Origin of the sequence: Lederbergia galactosidilytica (genome assembly GCF_017873565.1) — a bacterium.
Taxonomy (GTDB): domain Bacteria; phylum Bacillota; class Bacilli; order Bacillales; family Bacillaceae_C; genus Lederbergia; species Lederbergia galactosidilytica.
The window spans coordinates 67,736-89,139 of sequence record NZ_JAGGKH010000017.1; the positions used below are offsets into that span (position 1 = coordinate 67,736).

General features: G+C 36.5%; 13 protein-coding genes. 9 read left to right on the plus strand and 4 right to left on the minus strand.

The annotated features are described in order from the left end of the window. The first annotated feature begins 101 nt into the window (after nt 1–101). The 4 genes from J2Z23_RS16760 to cysC all read left to right on the plus strand — a co-directional run bounded on the left by J2Z23_RS16760 (nt 102) and on the right by cysC (nt 4,036). The gene (locus J2Z23_RS16760) at nt 102–1,118 is read left to right on the plus strand and encodes a Gfo/Idh/MocA family protein (RefSeq protein ID WP_057987107.1); all 1,017 of its coding nucleotides are present in this window, start codon (nt 102–104) and stop codon (nt 1,116–1,118) included. A 163-nt stretch (nt 1,119–1,281) separates the two neighbouring features. Continuing rightward, nucleotides 1,282–2,199 (plus strand): AraC family transcriptional regulator, encoded by a 918-nt coding sequence (locus J2Z23_RS16765; RefSeq protein ID WP_057987109.1) that lies wholly within the window; start codon nt 1,282–1,284, stop codon nt 2,197–2,199. A gap of 40 nt (nt 2,200–2,239) precedes the next feature. After that, a complete protein-coding gene (gene sat / locus J2Z23_RS16770; protein ID WP_064467850.1) occupies nt 2,240–3,421 on the plus strand; it encodes a sulfate adenylyltransferase in 1,182 nt (393 codons plus the stop codon). Between the two features lie 15 nt (nt 3,422–3,436). Further along, nucleotides 3,437–4,036: an adenylyl-sulfate kinase gene (gene cysC / locus J2Z23_RS16775; protein WP_057987113.1), complete on the plus strand. Its 600-nt coding sequence runs from the start codon at nt 3,437–3,439 to the stop codon at nt 4,034–4,036. Between the two features lie 213 nt (nt 4,037–4,249). On the opposite strand, the gene J2Z23_RS16780 is transcribed toward cysC, so the two are convergent. Continuing rightward, nucleotides 4,250–5,371, minus strand: a complete 1,122-nt coding sequence (locus J2Z23_RS16780) for a 5-methyltetrahydropteroyltriglutamate--homocysteine S-methyltransferase (RefSeq protein ID WP_057987115.1) — start codon at nt 5,369–5,371, stop codon at nt 4,250–4,252. Between the two features lie 381 nt (nt 5,372–5,752). Here J2Z23_RS16780 and J2Z23_RS16785 point away from each other — a divergent pair, with 381 nt between their 5' ends. The 4 genes from J2Z23_RS16785 (at nt 5,753) to J2Z23_RS16800 (ending at nt 11,644) form a co-directional block, all read left to right on the plus strand. Next, a complete protein-coding gene (locus tag J2Z23_RS16785; RefSeq protein ID WP_057987117.1) occupies nt 5,753–7,252 on the plus strand; it encodes an extracellular solute-binding protein in 1,500 nt (499 codons plus the stop codon). A 583-nt stretch (nt 7,253–7,835) separates the two neighbouring features. Further along, nucleotides 7,836–8,414, plus strand: coding sequence for a DeoR family transcriptional regulator (locus tag J2Z23_RS16790; protein ID WP_057987122.1), 579 nt, complete (start codon nt 7,836–7,838; stop codon nt 8,412–8,414). 14 nt (nt 8,415–8,428) lie between these two features. Beyond that, nucleotides 8,429–9,190: a FixH family protein gene (locus J2Z23_RS16795; protein WP_057994558.1), complete on the plus strand. Its 762-nt coding sequence runs from the start codon at nt 8,429–8,431 to the stop codon at nt 9,188–9,190. A 1,236-nt stretch (nt 9,191–10,426) separates the two neighbouring features. Then, complete coding sequence (locus tag J2Z23_RS16800) at nt 10,427–11,644, plus strand: LCP family glycopolymer transferase (RefSeq protein ID WP_064467851.1); 1,218 nt, start codon at nt 10,427–10,429, stop codon at nt 11,642–11,644. 185 nt (nt 11,645–11,829) lie between these two features. Here the strand turns inward: J2Z23_RS16800 and J2Z23_RS16805 are convergent, their stop codons facing one another. Further along, on the minus strand, nt 11,830–12,864 hold the full coding sequence (locus tag J2Z23_RS16805; protein ID WP_209974630.1) for a hypothetical protein: 1,035 nt from the start codon (nt 12,862–12,864) through the stop codon (nt 11,830–11,832). A 434-nt stretch (nt 12,865–13,298) separates the two neighbouring features. On the opposite strand from J2Z23_RS16805, the gene J2Z23_RS16810 reads away from it, so the two are divergent. Next, complete coding sequence (locus tag J2Z23_RS16810) at nt 13,299–17,129, plus strand: lamin tail domain-containing metallophosphoesterase family protein (RefSeq protein WP_209974632.1); 3,831 nt, start codon at nt 13,299–13,301, stop codon at nt 17,127–17,129. A gap of 180 nt (nt 17,130–17,309) precedes the next feature. Here J2Z23_RS16810 and J2Z23_RS22395 read toward each other — a convergent pair whose 3' ends face one another. Further along, nucleotides 17,310–19,271, minus strand: coding sequence for a DUF1266 domain-containing protein (locus J2Z23_RS22395; RefSeq protein WP_057987130.1), 1,962 nt, complete (start codon nt 19,269–19,271; stop codon nt 17,310–17,312). Further along, a complete protein-coding gene (locus J2Z23_RS16820) occupies nt 19,268–20,971 on the minus strand; it encodes a molecular chaperone HscC (RefSeq protein ID WP_057987131.1) in 1,704 nt (567 codons plus the stop codon). Before J2Z23_RS16820 ends, J2Z23_RS22395 begins: the two co-directional genes overlap by 4 nt. Between the last annotated feature and the right edge of the window lie 433 nt (nt 20,972–21,404).

The following is a 21,404-nucleotide window of genomic DNA, read 5'->3' on the forward strand; positions in this document are numbered from 1 at the left end:
TATTTCCGGAGTGGGTTATTTTCACGCTAATAGTTCGGACTTTACTCAAGCGAAAACACTTTTGTCCCAGCCTCATTAAAGCATCGAAAGGGTTGATGTTCTTGTTAAAAGCTGCGGTTGTTGGATTACGGAATATCGGAAAATTGCATTGTCGTTATTATCAAGAAATTCCTAATGTGAGATTGGTGGCGGTTTGTGATCTGGATGAAAAATTGGCTGAAGCAGCATCACTACAATTTGGTGTAAAATCTTATACTGATTTAAAAGCTTTATTAGAAAATGAAGAAGTAGATGTGGTCAGCATTGCAACAGGAGGAATAGAGAATGGATCTCACCACTTTGCGCCAGCCATGCTAGCAATGAAAATGGGAAAAGATGTATTAGTGGAGAAGCCGTTATCCAATCAACTATCCGAAGCACGAGAAATGATCGCATTTGCAAAAGAGCAAGGTATAAGGCTTGCTTGTAATTTGAATCATCGATTTGCTCCAACCGCTCACAGGGCAAAAGAATGGGTGGAACAAGAGAAGCTCGGTTCTTTACTATATATAAATATGAAACTAACGATTGGAAATCCAAATGAATCGACCCCATGGATCCACTTACGGGCATTGCACCCTCACTCCATAGATGTTATGCGCTTTTTTGGTGGGGACATTCAACGAGTACAGGCATTTATGACAAAAGCACCGGGGAGAACGGTTTGGTCGACTGCTTCTATTAATATGGAGTTTGCTTCAGGGGCTGTTGGACATTTAACTGGCAGCTATGATATGGATAATCGCCACCCTATTGAACAATGTGAGATAGCGGGAACAAAAGGAAGATTCGTTATCAAGGATGTCTATAATGAGGTTACTTATTATCCCCATCAGCATTCAGAGTTAACAGTGATTCGTAATTCCGTTTTAACAGGTATGGAAGGATTTAATGCTACATTTAAAAATAGATTACAGACATTTATTCAAGAAATCATATTGAACATTCCCCCAGACGACATATCTGGCTCAGGTTCGGAGGCGCTGGCAGCACAGGAAGTAATCGAGGCAGCCATCCTTTCTCATCAGGAAAATGGTGCTGTCATTGAAGTAAAGAGTTTGAGCAAAAAGACCAAATAATAAGAGGCTTCTTTTCATTGCTTTGTGTGGAACGTACTGTTGTTACTAAATGTCAAATTGATTAATATACATTTGTTTTGTAAAATTAAATAATTTCAAACAAATACGTAACTTTATCTAATCGCTCTACCATTTCATCTTGATCTATAAGGGAGGATTGAAGATGAGTACGATGAGATATCGAAGCCAAGAATATATGAAAAATAATGCATTTCCATTTTGGATTCAGCAATATCGTCATGATTCCATGAATGTTCCACCAGTTCACTCTCATGATTTTGTGGAATTGGTATATGTAGTAAAAGGTGAAGGAAGACATGTTTTTGAAGGACAGTCTTATCAAATCCAAACAAATGATGTTTTTATTATTAATCCAGGCGAGGTTCATACATTTGAAATTGAGGTAGGGAAAAAAATTGATATTATCAATTGTCTGTTCTTACCTAATTTGATTCAAGATTCATTGTTAAAGGAACTAGGTGTCTCACAATCAATGGATTATTTTTATATTCATCCATTTTTGGATAATAAGGAACGATTTCATCATTTGCTAAATTTGAAAGGAATCTATGCTGAGCGGCTCCATTCTTTATTAGAAGGAATGATGTACGAATATAGAGGAGAAGGCTCCTGTTACTCTACCCTTATTCGATTACAGTTAGTGGAATTATTAATTTTATTATCACGAATATATAATGAACAACAAAATAAACAGCTAGATTCTTCAGCAGTTGAATCTAGTAGTTTATTAGTTCAAAGAGTATGTGGTTACCTAGCCAGAAATTACGATCAAAAGATTTCTATCCCTTCATTATGTAAGTTATTTACGATCAGTCCCCGTCATTTAAATCGTCTCTTTAAACAGGAGACTAATCAGACGATCGTGGAGATGCTACAATTTATTCGAATTGAAAAGGCAAAGAAACTTTTAATTGGAAGCGATGACAAAGTTATAGATATAGCTATTAAGGTGGGATATGATGACCCAGCCTTTTTTAGCCGGTTATTTCGCAGAGAAGTGAATTGTTCCCCAGGTAAATACAGAGAGGAACAACAGAAATTACTAATAACGAATCAATAGGGATGTTAAACAACTGCTGGAATTTTGAAAGGATGAGTGTATGAAAACGCAAGAAATTCAACCATCTCTCATTAGCCCACATGGAGGAGAGTTAATGAATAGAGAGGTACCCAATACTGAAAAAAGCGATGCACTGAAAAAAGCAGAAACATTACCAGCCTTAACGATCTCAGAGTGGAGTTTATCAGACTTAGAATTACTCGCTAATGGGGGATTTAGCCCATTAATAGGATTTATGAAGCAAAAAGATTATCTAAATGTATTAGAGCATATGCATTTAGCGAATGGGTTACTTTGGAGTATCCCAATCACATTGCCAGTTCATTATGAAAAGGCAAAGGAATTTTCTATTGGTGAAGAGCTTGTATTAAAAGGCAAAGATGGCAAGATATATGGAACACTCCTTCTCGAGGAGAAATATAGTTACGATAAGTTGAAAGAAGCTGAGAAGGTATATGGAACGATCGATCATACACACCCAGGTGTGCAAAAAATTCTTGAAAAAGGCGAAATCTATTTTGCAGGTCCGATTCGTCTATTACAAAAGCCCAGTCATCATCCTTTTACAGCTTTCCATAAAACACCCCAAGAAACTAGGGAAATGTTCCAACAGTTAGGCTGGAAAACAGTTGTCGGTTTTCAAACGAGAAATCCGGTTCATCGTGCCCATGAATATATCCAAAAGATTGCTATGGAAAATGTTGATGGTTTGCTCCTTAATCCATTAGTAGGGGAAACAAAAGCGGATGATGTACCAGCCGAAGTACGAATGAAAAGTTATCAAATCTTATTAGAAAAATATTATCCAGAGGATAGGGTAAAATTAGTAATTTATCCCGCAGCAATGCGTTATGCAGGGCCAAGAGAAGCAATCATGCATGCTCTTGTCCGCAAAAATTACGGGTGTACTCATTTTATTATTGGACGTGACCATGCAGGGGTAGGAGATTTTTATGGCACATATGAAGCACAAGAACTTGTCGGGAAGTTTGAGGCGGAAATTGGGATAACGATTTTGAAATTTGAACATGCATTTTATTGTAAGTGTTGTGAAAGCATGGCTACATCTAAAACCTGCCCTCATCATGAGAAAGACCATATCCATTTAAGTGGAACGAAAGTAAGGGAATTACTAAGGAAAGGTGAAAAACCACCACGTGAATTTTCGCGTCCAGAGGTGGCAGAAGTGTTAATCGTAGGATTGCAATCATCTAAAGATTGAAAGGAGAGAAGATGGATGAAATCGCATATTACGTGGCAAGATCAACTGGTGACGAAAGGGGAAAGACAACAATTGCACAGTCATAAAAGTGCTGTTGTTTGGTTCACAGGACTCTCTGCTTCAGGAAAATCGACATTATGTGCTTCCGTAGCCAAAAAATTACATGAACAAGGAATAAGTACATATGTATTAGACGGGGATAATATCCGCCATGGTTTAAATAAAAACCTCGGTTTTAGCCAAGAAGATCGTTCTGAAAATATTCGTCGGATTGGAGAAGTGAGTAAATTATTTGTGGATGCTGGTATACTCACATTTACAGCATTTATTTCACCTTATCAAGAAGATCGTGAACTTGTCCGCAAAATGGTAGAACCTGATGAATTTTTTGAGGTTTTTGTAAAATGTAGTTTAGAAGAATGTGAACGGCGCGATCCAAAAGGATTGTATAAAAAAGCAAGAGCTGGAGAGATAAAGGGATTCACTGGAATTAGCGCTCCTTATGAAGAACCGACAAACCCTGAAATTGTGATAGAAAATGATCAACAAGATATTGAAACATCTGTGAATCAAGTAATTGATTTTTTACAAAAGCGCGGAGTATTCGCTCTATAATTATTGAAAAAACCATTAGGAAGAAACAACTATTCTTCGTTTGAAAGGATAGTTGTCTTTGTTGTGTAGAGACAAATAATCAATATCCAGTCTAAAAACAAGGGGAATTTTCCTTGATAATGAAGTGCTACCCCCCGGCCACTATAGAAAATAGCTATTTTCCAAGATAATAAAACCCCCCTTCTCTATTTTAAGAGAGGGGGAGTTTACTGGCTATTCTTCCCAAATATCATGAGCAATTTGGACAACATGCTGTACTTTCGACCATTGCTCTTCCTCTGTAATGAGATTTCCTTCTTCAGTTGAAGCAAACCCACATTGAGGACTTAATGATAGATGTTCAAGATCAACATATTCAGCAGCTTCAGCTACGCGTTTCTTAATCTCTTCAGGATCTTCTAATTCCGCAGTTTTCGTTGTAACTAAGCCTAATACTACGTTCTGTTTCTGAATATAACGTAGTGGCTCAAAATCTCCTGAGCGTTCATTATCAAACTCTAAAAAGAATGCATCTACATTGACTCTAGAAAATAATTGCTTCGCTACTGCCTCATAATCTCCTTCATATAACCAGGCAGATTTGAAGTTTCCACGACATACATGGAGAGAAATCATCATATCTTCTGGTTTATTGGCGATCGAATCTATAGTTATATCGGCAAATCTCTCCATGATTTCATTTACATTCCAACCCTTAGCTTCCAGCTTTTCCCGAGATGCCTGACTGAAGAAAGCACCCCAACTTGTATCATCTAGTTGTAAATAGCGACAACCTGCATCATAGAAGGCTTGGATCGCATCTTGATAAACTTTTGCGATATCCCTTGCAACATCATCCAGAGACGGATAAGAAGGATTAGCAATGTATAATTCGCTGTTCAAGACTCCAGAATGAAAGATCATATTTGGACCAGGAATCGTGATCTTAGCCGTATGATCGCCTGCTAATCCATGCAAATAGCGAAAGTCAGCTAAAAATGGATGATCAATAGGAAATTTTAGCGGAGCATCAACTGTGTAAGATGTAAGCTTTTTCATTTCCCCTTGAAAAAAACCAGCCACTTCCACTTCCACCGTACGAATCCCTTCCAAGGCACAAATAAAATCAGCATGCCAATATTTACGCCGAAATTCTCCGTCTGTTACGACTTGTAGACCAGTTTCCTTTTGCTTTTCTACCAGCTTGGCAATCTCTAAATCTTCAATAGAACGTAAATCTTCTTTAGTGATTTCCCCTGCCTGAAATTGACTCCGTGCATCTTTCAATGATTGTGGACGTAAGAAGCTTCCAACAATATCTGCACGAAATGGTGTTTTTGCCAGTGTTTTTGTCATTTTCCCCGCTCCTTTTAAACTAAGTATAACCTCTTCTAAATAACGGAAGAGGTTGGGTAATGCATGTTGCTACTCTTCTTACCTTGAAGATGGTTGTTAGAGACCTTAGTAATATGGAAACCTGTTCATTCAAATTCTCCATCTTTAGTGATAAGACAAGTCTATGTATTTGTCATTTAATCCTATAGTGATTAGCGATATGTGTCAAGGAGAATTTTGACTCTTTGCTTTATTCATAATAAATACAAGGTTAATAGGTGGATTTTAAACATAATCTAAATTTTCTTACATATTATAGTTAACAACGTTGTTATTTTGTTGTAAAATAGTAGCAACCTTACTCAAAGATAGAAGAAGTAGGGGAAACTAGGAGGGATATGGATGAGCAAAAGAATTTGTAAGCAGTTGGTCATGTTTGTTTTCATTTTGTTGCTATTACTGGGTTGTAGTAAGAGCGGAAGCAGTGGTACTAAAGAATCGGCAACAGATCAACCATTTGAATTTTCGATTATGCTAAATTTGCATGTTGCAGAAACACCTGATTCTAACTTGCAAACCTTACTCGAAGAAGCTACAAATACTAAAATGGAAATTCAATGGGTACCAGATAATACGTATGAAGAAAGATTTAATACAGCTCTTGCTACAGGAACCTTACCAGAAGTTTTCCTAATTAAACCAGTAAATTTCGTTCAACAAAAAGATGCCATTCGTGATGGTCAATATTGGGAAATAGGTCCATATCTTGATGAATTTCCTAATTTGGGTAAATTAAAATCAGAAATTTTGGATAATACACTTGTTGATGGTAAAATTTATTCTTTGTATGCTGGTAGGCCCCTTTCTCGACAAGGTCTTATTTACAGAAAAGATTGGGCAGAACGCTTAGGTCTAGAAGCTCCTACTAATCTTGATGAATTATACAATATGATGAAGGCGTTTACATTAGAGGATCCAGATGAAAACGGAAAGAATGATACAATTGGATTAACAGATCGGCAAATACTGGGGACCTTTCAGAACTTCGCTACATGGCATGGAGCCCCTAATAACTGGGGAGAGAAGGATGGTCAATTATTGCCGGAATTTATGTTTCCTGAATATCGAGAAGCAATGAAATATTTTAAGGATTTATTTGATAATGGATATATCAATAAGGATGCACCCGTTACAAGTAAAACAGATCAACAAAACTTATTGAAAAACGGCACAGCTGGAGTCTATATTGGAACAATGGGTGATGTGATCACTTTGTATGAGGATGCCAAGAAACTTAATCCTGATCTTGAATTTGATGTTCACAATTATATCGAAGGGCCTGATGGTGAATATCGTACAAGAGCGATCCCAGGCTATGGAAGCTTACTTATGTTTCCAAAATCAGCGGTAAAATCAGAGGAGCAATTAAAGAAAATACTAAGCTTCTTTGACTATTTAATGACACCAGAAGGATCTAATCTTCTTTATTGGGGTGTGGAGGGAGAACATTATGAAGTAATAGAAGGAAAGGCCTCCATTATCCAAAGTAATTTAGCGACCTATGATCGAGAAATTAGACCATATACACCGTTTGAAATTGGGGAGCCTGAAACAAATGGTAGATATGAAGGATATTTTGAATATGAGCCTCGAGCAAAAGCAGATGAATTGTACTATGACAATAATAATTATCTTGTTCATGATCCAACTGTTAACTTAGAGTCAGAAACATTTATTAAAAACTCAGAAACTTTAGCGCAAATTATGGAAGATGCTACTTATAAGTATTTTCTTGGACAAATGGATGATCAAGGATTTGATGCAGCGATCGAGGAATGGAAAAAGGCTGGTGGGGAACAGGTAATAGAAGAGTTTAATGCTTCCTATCAAGCTTCTAAATGATTAGGTTGAACTACTCACCACTTAATTTCTAACGAAATTTGAAGTGGGAGATTCCTGCGAACACCAAGGCATCCCTCGGTTATTTTAGCAGGCTCTACCCGTAGTCCCTACGGTGAAAGCTTTATATGTCCTGTACGTTGACTCGCCACGCACCCTACTTTAGCTTGGTTTTCGCAACTTCGGAATGCGTGGAGGCGATAGAACGTCGAAGATTTTACGTGACAGACGTTTTTCCTGTCACAACCTCATATCTTCAGTTTTCAAAGAACAACTTACAGGAATATTGCACCAGGCAAACGTGCGTTCTGCATACCCCAACCGACAATCATCTCCCACTTATTTTTGGGCTATGCCCTGCACAAAATTGAAGAGGGAGTCTTTTGTCGGAAAATGATAAATCTTTAATAAAAATAACATCAGAGCATTCTTATCTTTTAAATCAATCGAAAGATAAGGGTGCTTTTATTTTTTGTAATTGTGTTAGTTTTGTTAAACTTCAACAAATATTCACATATTTTATCATGGATATACTTGCCAGGACAAATTTAGATTATGCATAATAGAGGAAGAAGGGGGAGATGACTTGCTACCAATTGAAAGACAACAGCAAATTTTAACATGGTTAGAGGAAGAAAGAAGCCTACGTATAGCGGATATTAGTAAACGGTTTAATGTCTCCGAAATGACAGTGTATCGCGATATTAAGCCATTATTGGACCAGAAAAAAGTGTTAAAGACATCCAAAGGGATTTCCATCTTACCAAAACAATCCATATCACTAGATGTTTGTACATATTGTTTGAAACCAGCAAAATCGAGATTTTCAGTCCAATTAATAAGATTTGACCAGGAAATTGAAACAACATGCTGTGCTCATTGCGGTCTACTGCGCTACAAAGATATCGCAAAAGAGGTATCGCAAGTTATCTGTCATGATTTTTTAAAGGATACAACGATCAGTGCAAAAATGGCAACTTTTATGTTGGGAACTAATTTAAACTTAAATTGTTGTGAGCCACAAGTACTTGTATTTGAATCATACCAAGAGGCAACCCAATTTCAAAAAGGGTTTGGGGGAGAGCTTTATCCATTTGCTGAAGCAGTTGTAGCAATTGATAAAAAAATGAATGGGACCATTTGCCAACATTCGAAATTAAAATGATGAGGAGAATCGATATGAAAAGAACAATTGGGAGTGTCATGCTAGGAATTGCGCTTATGTCGTTAGCTGCTTGTGGGAATGATGCCAAAACTCAGGATGATGAGGTGCCTGCGATACTTGAAGTTCAGTTAGAAGTAGCTGAACATGTTGAAGTTGATGAGAAGATGGATTTAAAAGCTGTGGTGACACAAGGTGATGAAGATGTTGCTGATGCAGATGAAGTCCAATTTGAAATTTGGGAAGAAGGAAAAAAAGAAGAAAGCACTATGATTGATGCGGTGAATAACCAGGATGGGACCTATGAGGCTGAAACAACTTTTGATCATGATGGAGCCTTCACTGTTCAAGTGCATGTGACAGCAAGAGGGATGCATAATATGCCGAAGCAAGCTGTGACAGTAGGAGAAGGAGCAGCAGAGGAGAGTCATGACGACGAAGGAGAAGATGGCCATGGAGAACATGGCCATGGAGAACATGCGGAAGGCTTTAGCATGCATTTTATGGAACCTGAAAATGTAAAAAAAGGGGACGAAACAGACTTAATCGTTCATATTCAACTTGAGAATGAGCCATTGAAGGATGCGCGGGTTCGTTACGAAATTTGGGAAGAAAACGCGGAAGAACATGAATGGCTAGATGCTGAAGAGGGAGCGGTAGGAGAATATTCATCATCATTTATCTTTGAGGAAACAGGGAATTATCATCTAATCATTCATGTTCAGGATGATGAAGATTTACATGAACATGAAGAGCATCAAATAGCTGTAAAAGAATAAAAAAATTATTAAATTCCGAGGCGAACTTTAACGCTTCGGGATTTTTTTGGGTTCACGCAGCAGAATTTATCAAGTTTTCCCCTTTATAAAAAAATGGATTCCTAGATTCTTAAAAAGAAAGTTTTCAATACCCCTTGTTCTTTGAAAACATTTCCTTCATTCTAATTATAGATATTTTTACAAAAAATAATCCCTTTCGACAAAAAAGGATAAATACGTGTAAGGAGGTATTTTTTTCGAAAAAAGAAAGTTTAAAGATATTGCTAAGAATAAAACAATGAAATATACTGCTACTTTTTGGAAAAGAGGACTATTTCCATTTTTATATAATGCGATTTGTAAAGATGTTTATTGAATTGTCGATATTAGATTATCAATAAGTTATAAGGAATGTGGAACTGAGATTATACGGCATTATGGAAAACATAACATTACATGCTCCTTTTGCATGGCCTTATTATGAAGTAATGAGCGTAATGAGTGACCGCAAATCGACTAATTCGAGTATTAGTAACTTTTTCAGCGAAATATCATGAACATGGCTTATTGTGAGTATATATTTTAAGAAGATGCTTAACTCTCTTGGGAATAGTAAAGTCAAGATTACTTACAGTTAAAAATAAGTAGCAACTGTAAGATATGAAATGATGAACATTGAATTAATAGAGGTTGACCGTGAGTATTCTTATCCTAAAATAGAGTTGCTGAAAATTAGGTTATGCCTAATCCAGTAAAAAGGTTTGAGCATCGCTTGGGGAACTCAACAAATATTCCAACGTTCCTTAAAGGTATGAGAAGAAAAATATTTGACAGGGGATAGGTTAAATGATTATCTTCATCTAGAGAGTGAAGCAATCATATGAAAAAGAGAAAGACGGTTGGAAAAATTATGCTTCATTTCCATATACCAAAAAGGAAGCATAGGAGAGTATATTCAACAGAGTGATTTCACTATTATATGAAACACTTCCAAGCCGATAGTAAAAACGGAGTATAATATAATTAGAGAAGCATCCTATTTCTTAATCTGAAATTTAGCAGGGAATAAGGTTCTTCTTGAATTTAAATTTGAACTGTAGTTACTTCGAGGCTAGCAAGATATGTTGAGTGATGTTTAAAAGAATTGAAATGATCGTCTAGTGATTTTGCTAATAGTTTATCCTAGGAAATTTATGAGAAGATCATCCTATCTTATACTGAATCAAAAAATAAAACTGTCTTAATGGGGAGAAAACAATGAGAGCAAACAAAACAAAGCAAAAGAAAAGAAAGAAAATACTATGGGGAATCTTGAGCGTATTTTTTATTGCGGTGATAGGAGTGGGAATATATGTCGCCAATCTCTATTTTTCCTTTACATCTGCTCTGGATAATATGCATGAGAAAGTGGAAAAATCAGATAAGCGAGTAGAGGAAGTTTCTATTGCAAATAATGATCCTTTTTCGGTTCTGCTCTTAGGAATTGATGATGAAGATAGCGATGTAGGAAGATCAGATACGATGATTGTAGCAACTGTAAATCCTAAATTAAATACAATTAAAATGTTAAGTATTCCAAGGGATACACGTACTGAGATTGTTGGTAATGGTACTACGGAAAAAATTAATCATGCCTATGCACGAGGTGGAGTGGAAATGTCGATTGCCACTGTCGAACATTTTTTGGATATTCCAATTGATTATTATGTGGAAGTTAATATGGATGGTTTTACAGGGATCATTGATGCTTTCGATGGGGTGACAGTTAAGAATGATATGGATTTAACGTATAAAAAGCATCATTTTCCAGAAGGGGAAATTACAATGAACGGTAAAGAAGCCCTTATTTTTTCACGTATTCGCTATGAAGATCCACGAGGAGACTTTGGTCGCCAAGTTAGACAAAAACAAATTATTCAAGCGATTTTGAATAAGGCGAGAAGCTTATCTTCTTTATTAAAGTATGATGATGTATTAAATGAATTAGGGGATCAAGTGAAAACGAATTTCTCCTTTAAAGAGATGGTCAGCCTTCAACAACAATATAAAGGGATTGAAAAGAATATAGAGCAATATCAATTTGAAAATTTTGATGGTGGCTATATTGGAAAGTACTGGTACTTCTTTCCGGACAAAGAAGAAGTACAGAAATACCAAACCTTATTAAAAGAGCATTTAGAGTTAACAGATGCCTCTTTAGTCAATAATGAGGGGGCTACTTACACAGTCCAAGCCAATGACACATTAACAAGCATTGCGCAAAAATTGGGAGTGACAGAAGATGATCTTGTGAATTGGAATCATCTTAGCGATCCTAATAGTCTTCAAGTTGGACAAACGTTATCGATAGAAGCTCCAATTGAAAAAGGACTGCAGGAAGAAACAGATCAGCAAACGGATTCTGGCACAGGGCAAGCTGAACTAGATAGCAGCGACTCGAATCACATTCAGAATGAAGAGTCTTCAAATGAGTAACAGCTGAAAATAAATCATGGATCGGGCATAAAGCCGATCCATGATTTATTTTTGTGTAAGAAATTATAAAAATTTTAACTAGTTGCTTCTTTATGGTAGAGATGACAAGTTTAATTCAATGCTTAGGAAGACGGTGCGTACTTAAACTGTATTCCTGAACCGGCGGGCTTTTACGTTTAATCTTGCTATCGTTGAATCAAAGGATTTTTATCTAAAATATCCTCTGTTGCGGTCCATACTGGAGGAAGAAATTGTCGCGCTCTTTCAGCTCGTTCTAATAAGTCATCTGTCGAAAAAACACCTAAATCACCGACAGCTGCTTGAAAAAATGGAAAATATTCATGATGTAAGGATGGAGCATCAACGGCAAGGATAGTATGACAACGTGCAAAGGTAGCAATAATCCAAAACACAGCTTCTCTCTGATGGCCACTATCAATAAGTGATTGGCTACCACTAATTGCGATTGGGCGGGATTCCTCCGTAATATCTGAACTAAAGAAAAAGGGAGTTTTTGCTACCTCCACTGTTTTATCAAATGTTTGTCGAAGTGCTTCTAAATGTTGTTGAACTTGTTGAGGATGCCAATGAGCACAACCCACTAAATCTAATAAATCTTCATAAAGAGTTTCATAGCCATAGTTGATCAAGACTTCCTTTGTTTTTAGATAACGCTTTCTTACGGTCGGATTCTCTAAAGCAGCGACAAGGATGATGTGAGTTATGACGCCTGTTGGAAATAACCAAGAGGTCACTTGTTCGTGAAATGCAGCATTTCTATTAATGGAACGGAGGCCATTCTTGACCTTTTCTCGGGCATTTAAACATCTGCGCCGTACCCATTCCAGCTGATAAAAGTGTTGAGAAACAGCTTTTTGTAACGAACGTAATCGTCCGGTTGGATCATCAATAATTGTATCGACACGGAAACTACCAGCCAAATGATAAGAGCTAAGAACCTTTTCGACGGTGGACAATGGCTTCCAAGTTAAGTATGTGACTTCTAATAAAGTCCCTTTGTAAATGAATTTCCCTAATTTAAAGGGAGGCTCATCTTCTGTTATAACAACAATATCTACATCAGAAGAGGGAGCCAAATCATCTTGCTCAGATAATCCGATTATTGAACCACTAAAATAAGCTCCACTATATCCCTGGACATGACGAGCATGAGTATAAACCCACTCAGATGCATTGGTCCGTGCATGCTGTACTTTCAAACTGTTGACCTCCTAGTAATAAGATTTTGAGAAGAAAAAACTTTGTACATTTAAATCATAACATTATCGTGACTTTATGAGAAAACTAGTTTTCTTAATTTAAGGGAATGGCATTAAGGAGGAGTTTATAAATAAATCAAATGTATTGACTAATTACCAAAAAATGGATAAAGTGAAAATTCAGATATGTATATATAGTTTGTTTATTGAGAGATTTCCATTTTTCTAACAGAAAGGAGGATTGAGCTTACTATACTGCCTCAGGAATGAATCGATCATAAGCTATCCAAGAAAATTAGCAAAAAATGAGTTTGCTAGAGGGAAAGACAGCGGTTCAGTGGAATATGAGATATAGGCTCCCAAAATTAGAGGCTCACGCTATATTTGTTCACATTTGAAAAGCAGCAGAGTTATAACAGCTTGTAAACTCAAAAATGAATTCGTATAAAAACGGAAAATCAACACCAAATATTTTACGAGGTAGGGATTATATGAAGATTAATTTATTAATCAAAAATAATATGAACCACGTTTTATCGATGATGCTTGTGACCGTTCTCATCTTTTCCATACCTGCTTTGCATACCACAGTTCATGCAAAAGATTCCGAAAAGCAGATTAAGGCTAACACAGTGCCACCATTATTAATTACGGAAATTGTCCCACAATCTACTCGGATGAACGATACGGATGCCTTTGAGTTTATTGAAGTTTATAATAATACAAATCAAGTGATAGATTTTGCAGAATATCAAATTATTTATCGATATCCCGTAGGTCCGGAAAATGATTTAATTTGGGTGCCTAATAAAAGAGATATTAAGATCGAGCCTGGAAAGCCTCTTGTCTTATGGATAGAAAATAGTGCCAATAAGGATATGAATGTTACAGAATTTAATGAGCTTTATGGTAGTGATTTAATTGAAAATAAAAATATTGTGAAGATGCCAGGTGGCATGGCAAATCAAAGAATGAGAGATATTATCATTAGAACGAATACAGGTGAAGAAGTAGCTGTTGCTCAATATAATAAAGCCACTTTTGATGTGGGAGAGAATTTAGGGATTTTTTATCAGTATCCACAGGATGGATCTAATCAGATGGTGAAAGTGAGTGCGGCAGAGAAAATGGCCACTCCTGGAATTGTAGAATCTGAATTGATTCCAGAAAAACCTGTGATGATTGACACAAACAAGGCTCCATATGTTGAAGATCAAACAAAATCACAGCAACCAATTGATCATGTTCAAGTTAAAGCTTCGGCAGAAGATCATTATCTCTTAACGACTATGACTTTATATTATAAGGGAAAAGAAGAAAAAGACTATCATTCACTTAATTTAGAAAAAGATGATGAAGGATTCTATCAACATCAAGTCCCCATTCAAAATCTTATCGGTATGGAGGAGTTAGACTATTATTTAGAGGCTTCCAATGGATTTAAAAAGACAACTACCGACATTAACTCTATTACCATTACTGCTGCTGAAAATGAAAACACGCCACCATTATTAATTACAGAGGTAGTGCCAGATTCTTCAAATGTTGATGGTGCAAATGCTTACGAATATATCGAAGTTTATAATAATACGGACCAACGGCTAAACTTTGGAGATTTTCATATTATTTATCGCTATCCAACAGGGTCTGAAGCCATTTGGTTTGAAGGATTAACAGATATTATGATTGAACCAGGGAGGCCTCTCGTTCTTTGGGTAGATAATGGGAAAAATGGAGAAGAGACAGTAGCGGACTTTAATAAAAATTACGGAACAGATTTAGTAGAAAATGAGGATATCGTCAAAGCGCCTGCTGGTGGAGGTATGGCAAACACGGCTGAACGCGATCTAGTCATCGCGACAAATACAAATATAGATGTGGCTGTAGCAGGTTATAATAAATCCACAAAAGATGTATATAAGAATATGGGCATTTTCTATCACTTTCCTATTAGTTCAAACCAAATGATTAAAGTACGTGATAATGAACCTGCAACACCAGGAACTGTGGAAAAAGATTTGATCCCTGCAGAATTACAAGCTATTGCTCCAGATATGAAGCCAGTCATTCAAAATCAGACAGATGTAGAATTGGCACATCCTGGGGAAATGGTGAATATTGCAGCAGAAGTAAATGATGATTTGTTCGTTGCAGATATGAAATTATTTTATAAAGATGCACAGGACGAAGAGTTTCATTCTGTTTCTTTAATTAGCGGTGAAGAATCAGGTTTATTTCAATCTACCGTTGAATTTGGTAATGATGATCTCCAGTATTACTTTCTTGCATCGAATGGAATCAATCAAACAAAAACGGAGACATTCACTATCGAAAAGGAAAAAGTACTAGAATCTGCTCATCTTCGATCGCCAGAAAATAATGCGATGGGTTTAGAGACTGATATAGAATTAAGTGTCACGATTCCTAATAAAGAAGAATCTGAATTAGATGTACATTTTTATGAGGGAAAATCAATCAATACAGTATGGAATGATGAAATAAAAATCTACAAAAATGCAGTAGATACAGAGCCGCCGGCAGAGAGAGTACCAGATGGTGAGTCTGAATTTACTGAAGAAGAATATGAGTTATTAAATAATCCGAAGATTGGAAAAATAACGACGGATGCTGAAGGGGAATTTCCATATCATCGTTTTGAGATTCCTCTAGATGAGATGTCACTCCAACAAGAGGAAGTGGAGATTGAGTGGCAAGGTTCCTCCCTTGAGGGAAGAAAAGTAACGATGTATGCTTGGGATTTTGCTTCAGATCAATGGAAAATGGTTGATTTTACGGTTGCAGATTCCGAAGAAATCTTTGTTTTAGAAGGGGAAGTAGTAGTTGAGGATTATGTTCGCGATGGAATTATCCATGTACTTGTACAGGATGAAATTCCACCAAGTGATGACTATGATTATAGTTTTGTCTGGTTATCTGATACACAATTCTATACAGAAGTATTCCCTGAACTATATGAATCACAAGTTAACTGGATTGCAGACAAAAAAGATGAGCTGAATATTGAATATGTCTTCCACACAGGAGATCTTGTTAACACTTATAATCAACTATATCAATGGGAATATGCAGATCAATATATGAAGGTATTAGAGGATGCAAATGTCCCTTATGGAGTTTTAGCGGGAAATCATGATATTCAATTACAGCCAGAATTTGATTATACAAACTATTATACTTATTTTGGAGCAGATCGATTTCAAAACCAACCATTCTATGGTGATTCTTATCAAAATAATCGAGGACATTATGATTTAATCTCATCACATGGTATGGATTTTATAATGGTTTATATGGGGTGGCAACCAGATGCCGCTGGAATTAAGTGGATGAATGATGTTTTAGCACAATATCCTGATCGTTTTGCTGTTTTAAATTTCCACGAATATTTGAGTGGAAATGGGGACAGATCGAATATTGGAGAACGCCTTTATCAAGAGGTTGTATTGCCAAATGAAAATGTAAAGCTTGTACTTGGCGGACATTATCATGGAAGTAAAGTTCTCTTACGAAACGCCTCTCAACCTATTCAAGTATTATCGACAAAGGTCGATGATGATGGGGATGGAACTCCTAATCGGGTTGTTCATCAATTATTGGGAAATTTCCAAGATGCAGATCGTGGCGGTGATGGGTATATGAATGTAATGAATGTTGATATGGAAAGTAATAAAATTTATGTCAATACGTATTCTCCAGCACTAGATGCATATGATTTATTCCCACCGTACACGTTAGAGCTTGATTTAGAGCTGATGACGAAGCGAGTATCAACTAACTATTTAGGGATTAATGTCTTTACAGATGAAGAAATTGATACTGTCAATAAGAAGTTTAAAGATAATGAGTTGGTGACTGTACCGTGGAATAATTTAGCGGCAGATAAAACTTATTATTGGTACACAACAATCGAAAATGAAGTGGGAGAAAAGGCGAAATCAGCCATGTGGAGTTTTACAACTGCAAAGAATGAAGAAATGGTTAGCATTGGTGGAATCCGTACACTCCTTGATGAATTAATTGCAAGTGATGAAGTGAGAAAGCCATTAAGTAATCAACTAACCAATACACTAAGACAGGCGGAGCATCATCAGCAAAAAGGGCATAAACAACAAGCTGTTAAATTTTCAGAAAAGTTTTTAGAGACAATCGATAAGCCGCAGATGCAAAAGCATATTACTTCGGAAGCAAAAGGTATTCTTCAGCAACAAATAAATGAGCTACTAAATATGTGGAAAGGAGAATAATAGATAGGGAAATGAAGTACAAACAAGGATAGGAAAATGATGGGTCTCATTACGGAATAAATTCTACGAAAATCGCCAAAAGTGTCGTATGACGCAGGTCTTGTAGACCTGTGACAAGGGAGTCCTTTTGGCGATTTTCGACTTTTGGAATAGCCCCATCTTTATACATGGAAAGCCTCTTTATCTTTGGTCGTGAACTAAATCGTTCTTCCACTTTATTTTTAACAACGGTGATTGTGGTCCACCTAATAGACCAAAAATGGCAGATAAGCCATGTTTAGCATAATGGTTATGCTTGCTGTCTTTAGCTTTAAAGTAATTCCCTAAATGAAAAGCGGTAAAATATTCAATCCAGCTTGGATAGGATTCTTGAGAGCATTGGGCAGCTTTGACCATAAATCTTTTTGCCTCATCTTTAGATAAATAGCCAAGTCTTCTTCCAAATCGGCTTAAATAGATCGCCCATGCCCAATCAACTGCTACAACCCCGTTTTCTGTTAAGGTATGTATTCCACGATTGGCAAGAAATAGTTTGGGATAATCTGGATCATCTTTGGATAAAGAATCAATATATAAATCTCTAGCTTTTTCGGATAAGGGCATTAGCTGATGGAGAACATGATTAAACTCTTGTTGTATCTCCCCATCAAGCAAATCATTTATCTTCTGCTTTAATTCAGATGGATTGGTAATTTCCCATTGCTTCAGTACTTTGGTTAAAAATCTCTTCCCAATCAAACGATCTCGAATATAAGTGAAATCATAGGCAATAAAATAACGTTCTAAGAAATTACTATCCACACAACCAGCTGAAAGACAACGGAAATAGAGTTCCCGTCGCTTTTTTCTACTAAGCATGAACAGCGGCAAAAATTCGCCTTTTAAAATTTTTGCAATTTCCCAAAGAATAGGGATAAGGAGTAAAGCCGTATATTTAAAGGGCAAGGGTGTGCATAGTAAAACAAGAAAAGCAAATAGATAAACCCAAGCTCTTCGTAAAATGATAAAGATATAAGCAAGTACATTATTCAAGAAAAATTTACTTTTTATTTTAAAATCTAGTTTTGGCATCGGAACTTTTCTAGTTTTTTTATTAAGGACCATTGATTGATAAGGCCGAAACTCTGGGCGTTCGGGATGTAGCTCAATCGCTTTTGTAATCCATTCATAGGCTGTATTTTCATCATGTAATCCGAGATAGCTTTTGATCATTAATAATAATCCACCTAGATGTTCTGGATGATGTTCTAGAAGTAATTCACAATCTTGGATGGTTTCAGTAAATTTCTCAGCGCTAAAATGTAACTGAGCTTGATAAAGCAAGGCATCTGGATCAGTTGGAGAAATGGATAATTTATTCGCAAATGCCTGTTGTGCTTTTGCATAATCATGAACGCGTAAATAATAAATCCCTTGTAAATGCAGTAAATCTGGATCAGACTGAAAAAGTTGAAAAGCTTGGTCTAAGGCTTCTTCAGCAGATACTAAATCATCTTCCATTAGAAATACTTGTGCATCCGCTCGTAACTGTAAATATTCTTCATAATCGAATTTAAAATCTTTATTAAAATAATCATATCCCAGCTGCTTAATGCCGTTAATATTTTCAAGTAAAAATTGTTTTGTAATTCTTCCATATCGGCTTTCTAATTCTTCCTTATTTTCTTGCCAATAGAAGGTTTGATCGAGTAATTGCCAAATAGCTACAGGTAGGAAGGGACAGTCCTCTAAAAACTCAATTAGGCGATCTTGCAGAGGCTCTGAATATTGTACATTCCAAATAATATCCTCCTGCAGTAATGACTCCCAATTTTTAATATCAATCCGTGCAAAGAAATCATCATAAAGATCCTGAACTTTCTGGATGAATTGGTCTACTGGATGCTCTTCAATAGGAAGATCCAACTCATGGGGATCATAATCCTCTACCCGATTAAGGGAAGTCTCGTATTCTTGGGAAGGGGATACTACGAAAATCCCTTCCTTTGCAAGTTTGATAGCAGAATCATATGCTTCTCGAAGCCGTTGATAACCTACAGGATCTTCTTCAGGATGGTAGGTTTTTAAAGCTTTTGCATAAGCTTTTTTAATCGCCTTCAGATCATCTGTAGGTTCAATTTCTAATGTTTCCCAGACGCTCATCGAGAATAAATCCACCTTTCGATATTTTCTAGTTGCTCATTAAATGTTTTTGCTGCTTTTTTTATTTCTTTTTCATTTTGGGTCATTAAGGCTTGTTCAAATTTCTGTAAGATAAAAGCGATTTTTTCACGTTCTTTTCCAAGCATTTCCTCATAAAGCCGTTCACCTTTAGCTAAGAGTAAGCGGTTTTCAGTACGATCACGCGGATGCACTTTTATGTTAGCAAGCTCCTTAAGTCTAGCATCAATTTCTTGCTGTGTAAGTCCATTTGAGTTTTGTTCAATAATAACCTTTTTTTTCTCACCGGTAGTATGGCTGATCACTTCCACTTCCAGAATACCATTAATATCATATGTATAACGAACATCTATCGCTTGAGTCCCTGCCGGTGCAGGAGGAACCTTAATGGTTAGTTCGCCTAATTTAATATTGTTAATAACCTTCCGGCTTTCTCCTTGATAAACGCCTACATTGACGCGTGTTTGATTATCTTGAACTGTATAAAGTTGCTCTACGCGGCTAACAGGGATAGGCGTATTCCTTTCAATAATCGGGAAAAAATACCCTGCTTCTTTTTTGCCTTGGCCAAGTTCTTCGACAACATTAGTACCTAATGTGTATGGACAAACATCTGTTAATATAACTTCTTCAAGGGTCTTGTTTCGTTCTTTTAGAGCAACTTGAATGGCTGTTCCTAATGCAACTGTTTCGTCAGGATGAATATGAGCATAAGGAATGCGTCCAAACATTTTTACAATGACGGATTTAATTAGGGGCATTCGTGTTGCGCCACCAATCAGAATAACTGCATCCATATCACTCGGTGAAAGTTCGGCATCACGTAAGGCACGTTCAATCGGATAACGAAGTCGCAAAAGAAGCTGTTGGGAAATTTTTTCAAACGTAGCTTTTTCAACTGTTGTTTCGAAAATCTCTTCATTAATGGTGATCCTCATTGTACTTGCTGAAGCTTCACAAAGGGAAAGTTTACAGCGTTCAGCTTGAGTATAGAGGAGAGATTTTGTTTTTGTATCTAAATCATCTTTACTCAATGGGTGCTGTTCCAAAAAATGAGAGATTAAAAGATTCGTAAAATCTTCCCCACCTAGATAGTTATCGCCTGCGATGGATTGTACTTCAATAATCCCTTCAAATAACTCGAGAATGGACACATCGAATGTTCCCCCACCTAAATCAAAAACTAAAAATTTTGTTTCAGGTTCTTCTTGGTTTAACCCATAGGCTAAAGCAGCTGCTGTAGGCTCACTTATTAATCTTTCAACTTCCAACCCAGCCAATTCAGCTGCCCTTTTGGTTGCTTTTCGTTGTGTATCATTGAAATAGGCTGGAACACTAATGACAGCATTGGTGATCTCTTCTTGTAAATAAGCCTCTGCATCGGCTTTTAGCATTTTGATAACAAAAGAAGAAAGCTCCTCAGGTGAAAATTGATAGGGCCCCAATGAATACACTTTTTCTGTGCCCATAAATCGTTTGAAAATCGAAGCTGTATGCTGCGGGTGTGTGACAAGTCTTTCCTTTGCAACTTGTCCGACCAGGATTTCCCCATTTTCATCTACACTCACAACTGATGGAGTAAGGTACTGATCTAACACATTTGGAATAAGACTTGGTTTATCTTGATCCCAGTATGCAACTAAACTATTGGTTGTTCCTAAATCGATTCCAATTGTTGTCATGGAAAAATCCTCCTTGTCCTTCAATGATATCTTACTATATTTAGAAAAGGAGGGAAATAAACAGCAAGTAGGATTTATTACGAAGTTCAACTTAGATTGAATTTAATTAACTTTAGCAAGTGGGTGCTTTTTAATTATAGAGGCTTCCGTTCTAAGCATTTTTAATGCTTACCATGTGGACCCGTTCCATAAAAAATGCTAAAAATATCGTCTTTCGGGGATGGATGATATAGTGGATCGTTTCATTATGATATTCGCTTTACATCCAGTAAGACAGATTCAAGAATTTCTTCAACTTAAAAAAGAAAAGAGGCTGAAACAAAAGACTTTTCTAGAAAACCTGGGTGATTAGCTCATGGTACTAACGAACCTGTTCCAGAAAAAATCTTTGTTTATTCGTCTATTCTTTTCAGCCTCAGGGTAATAAACAATT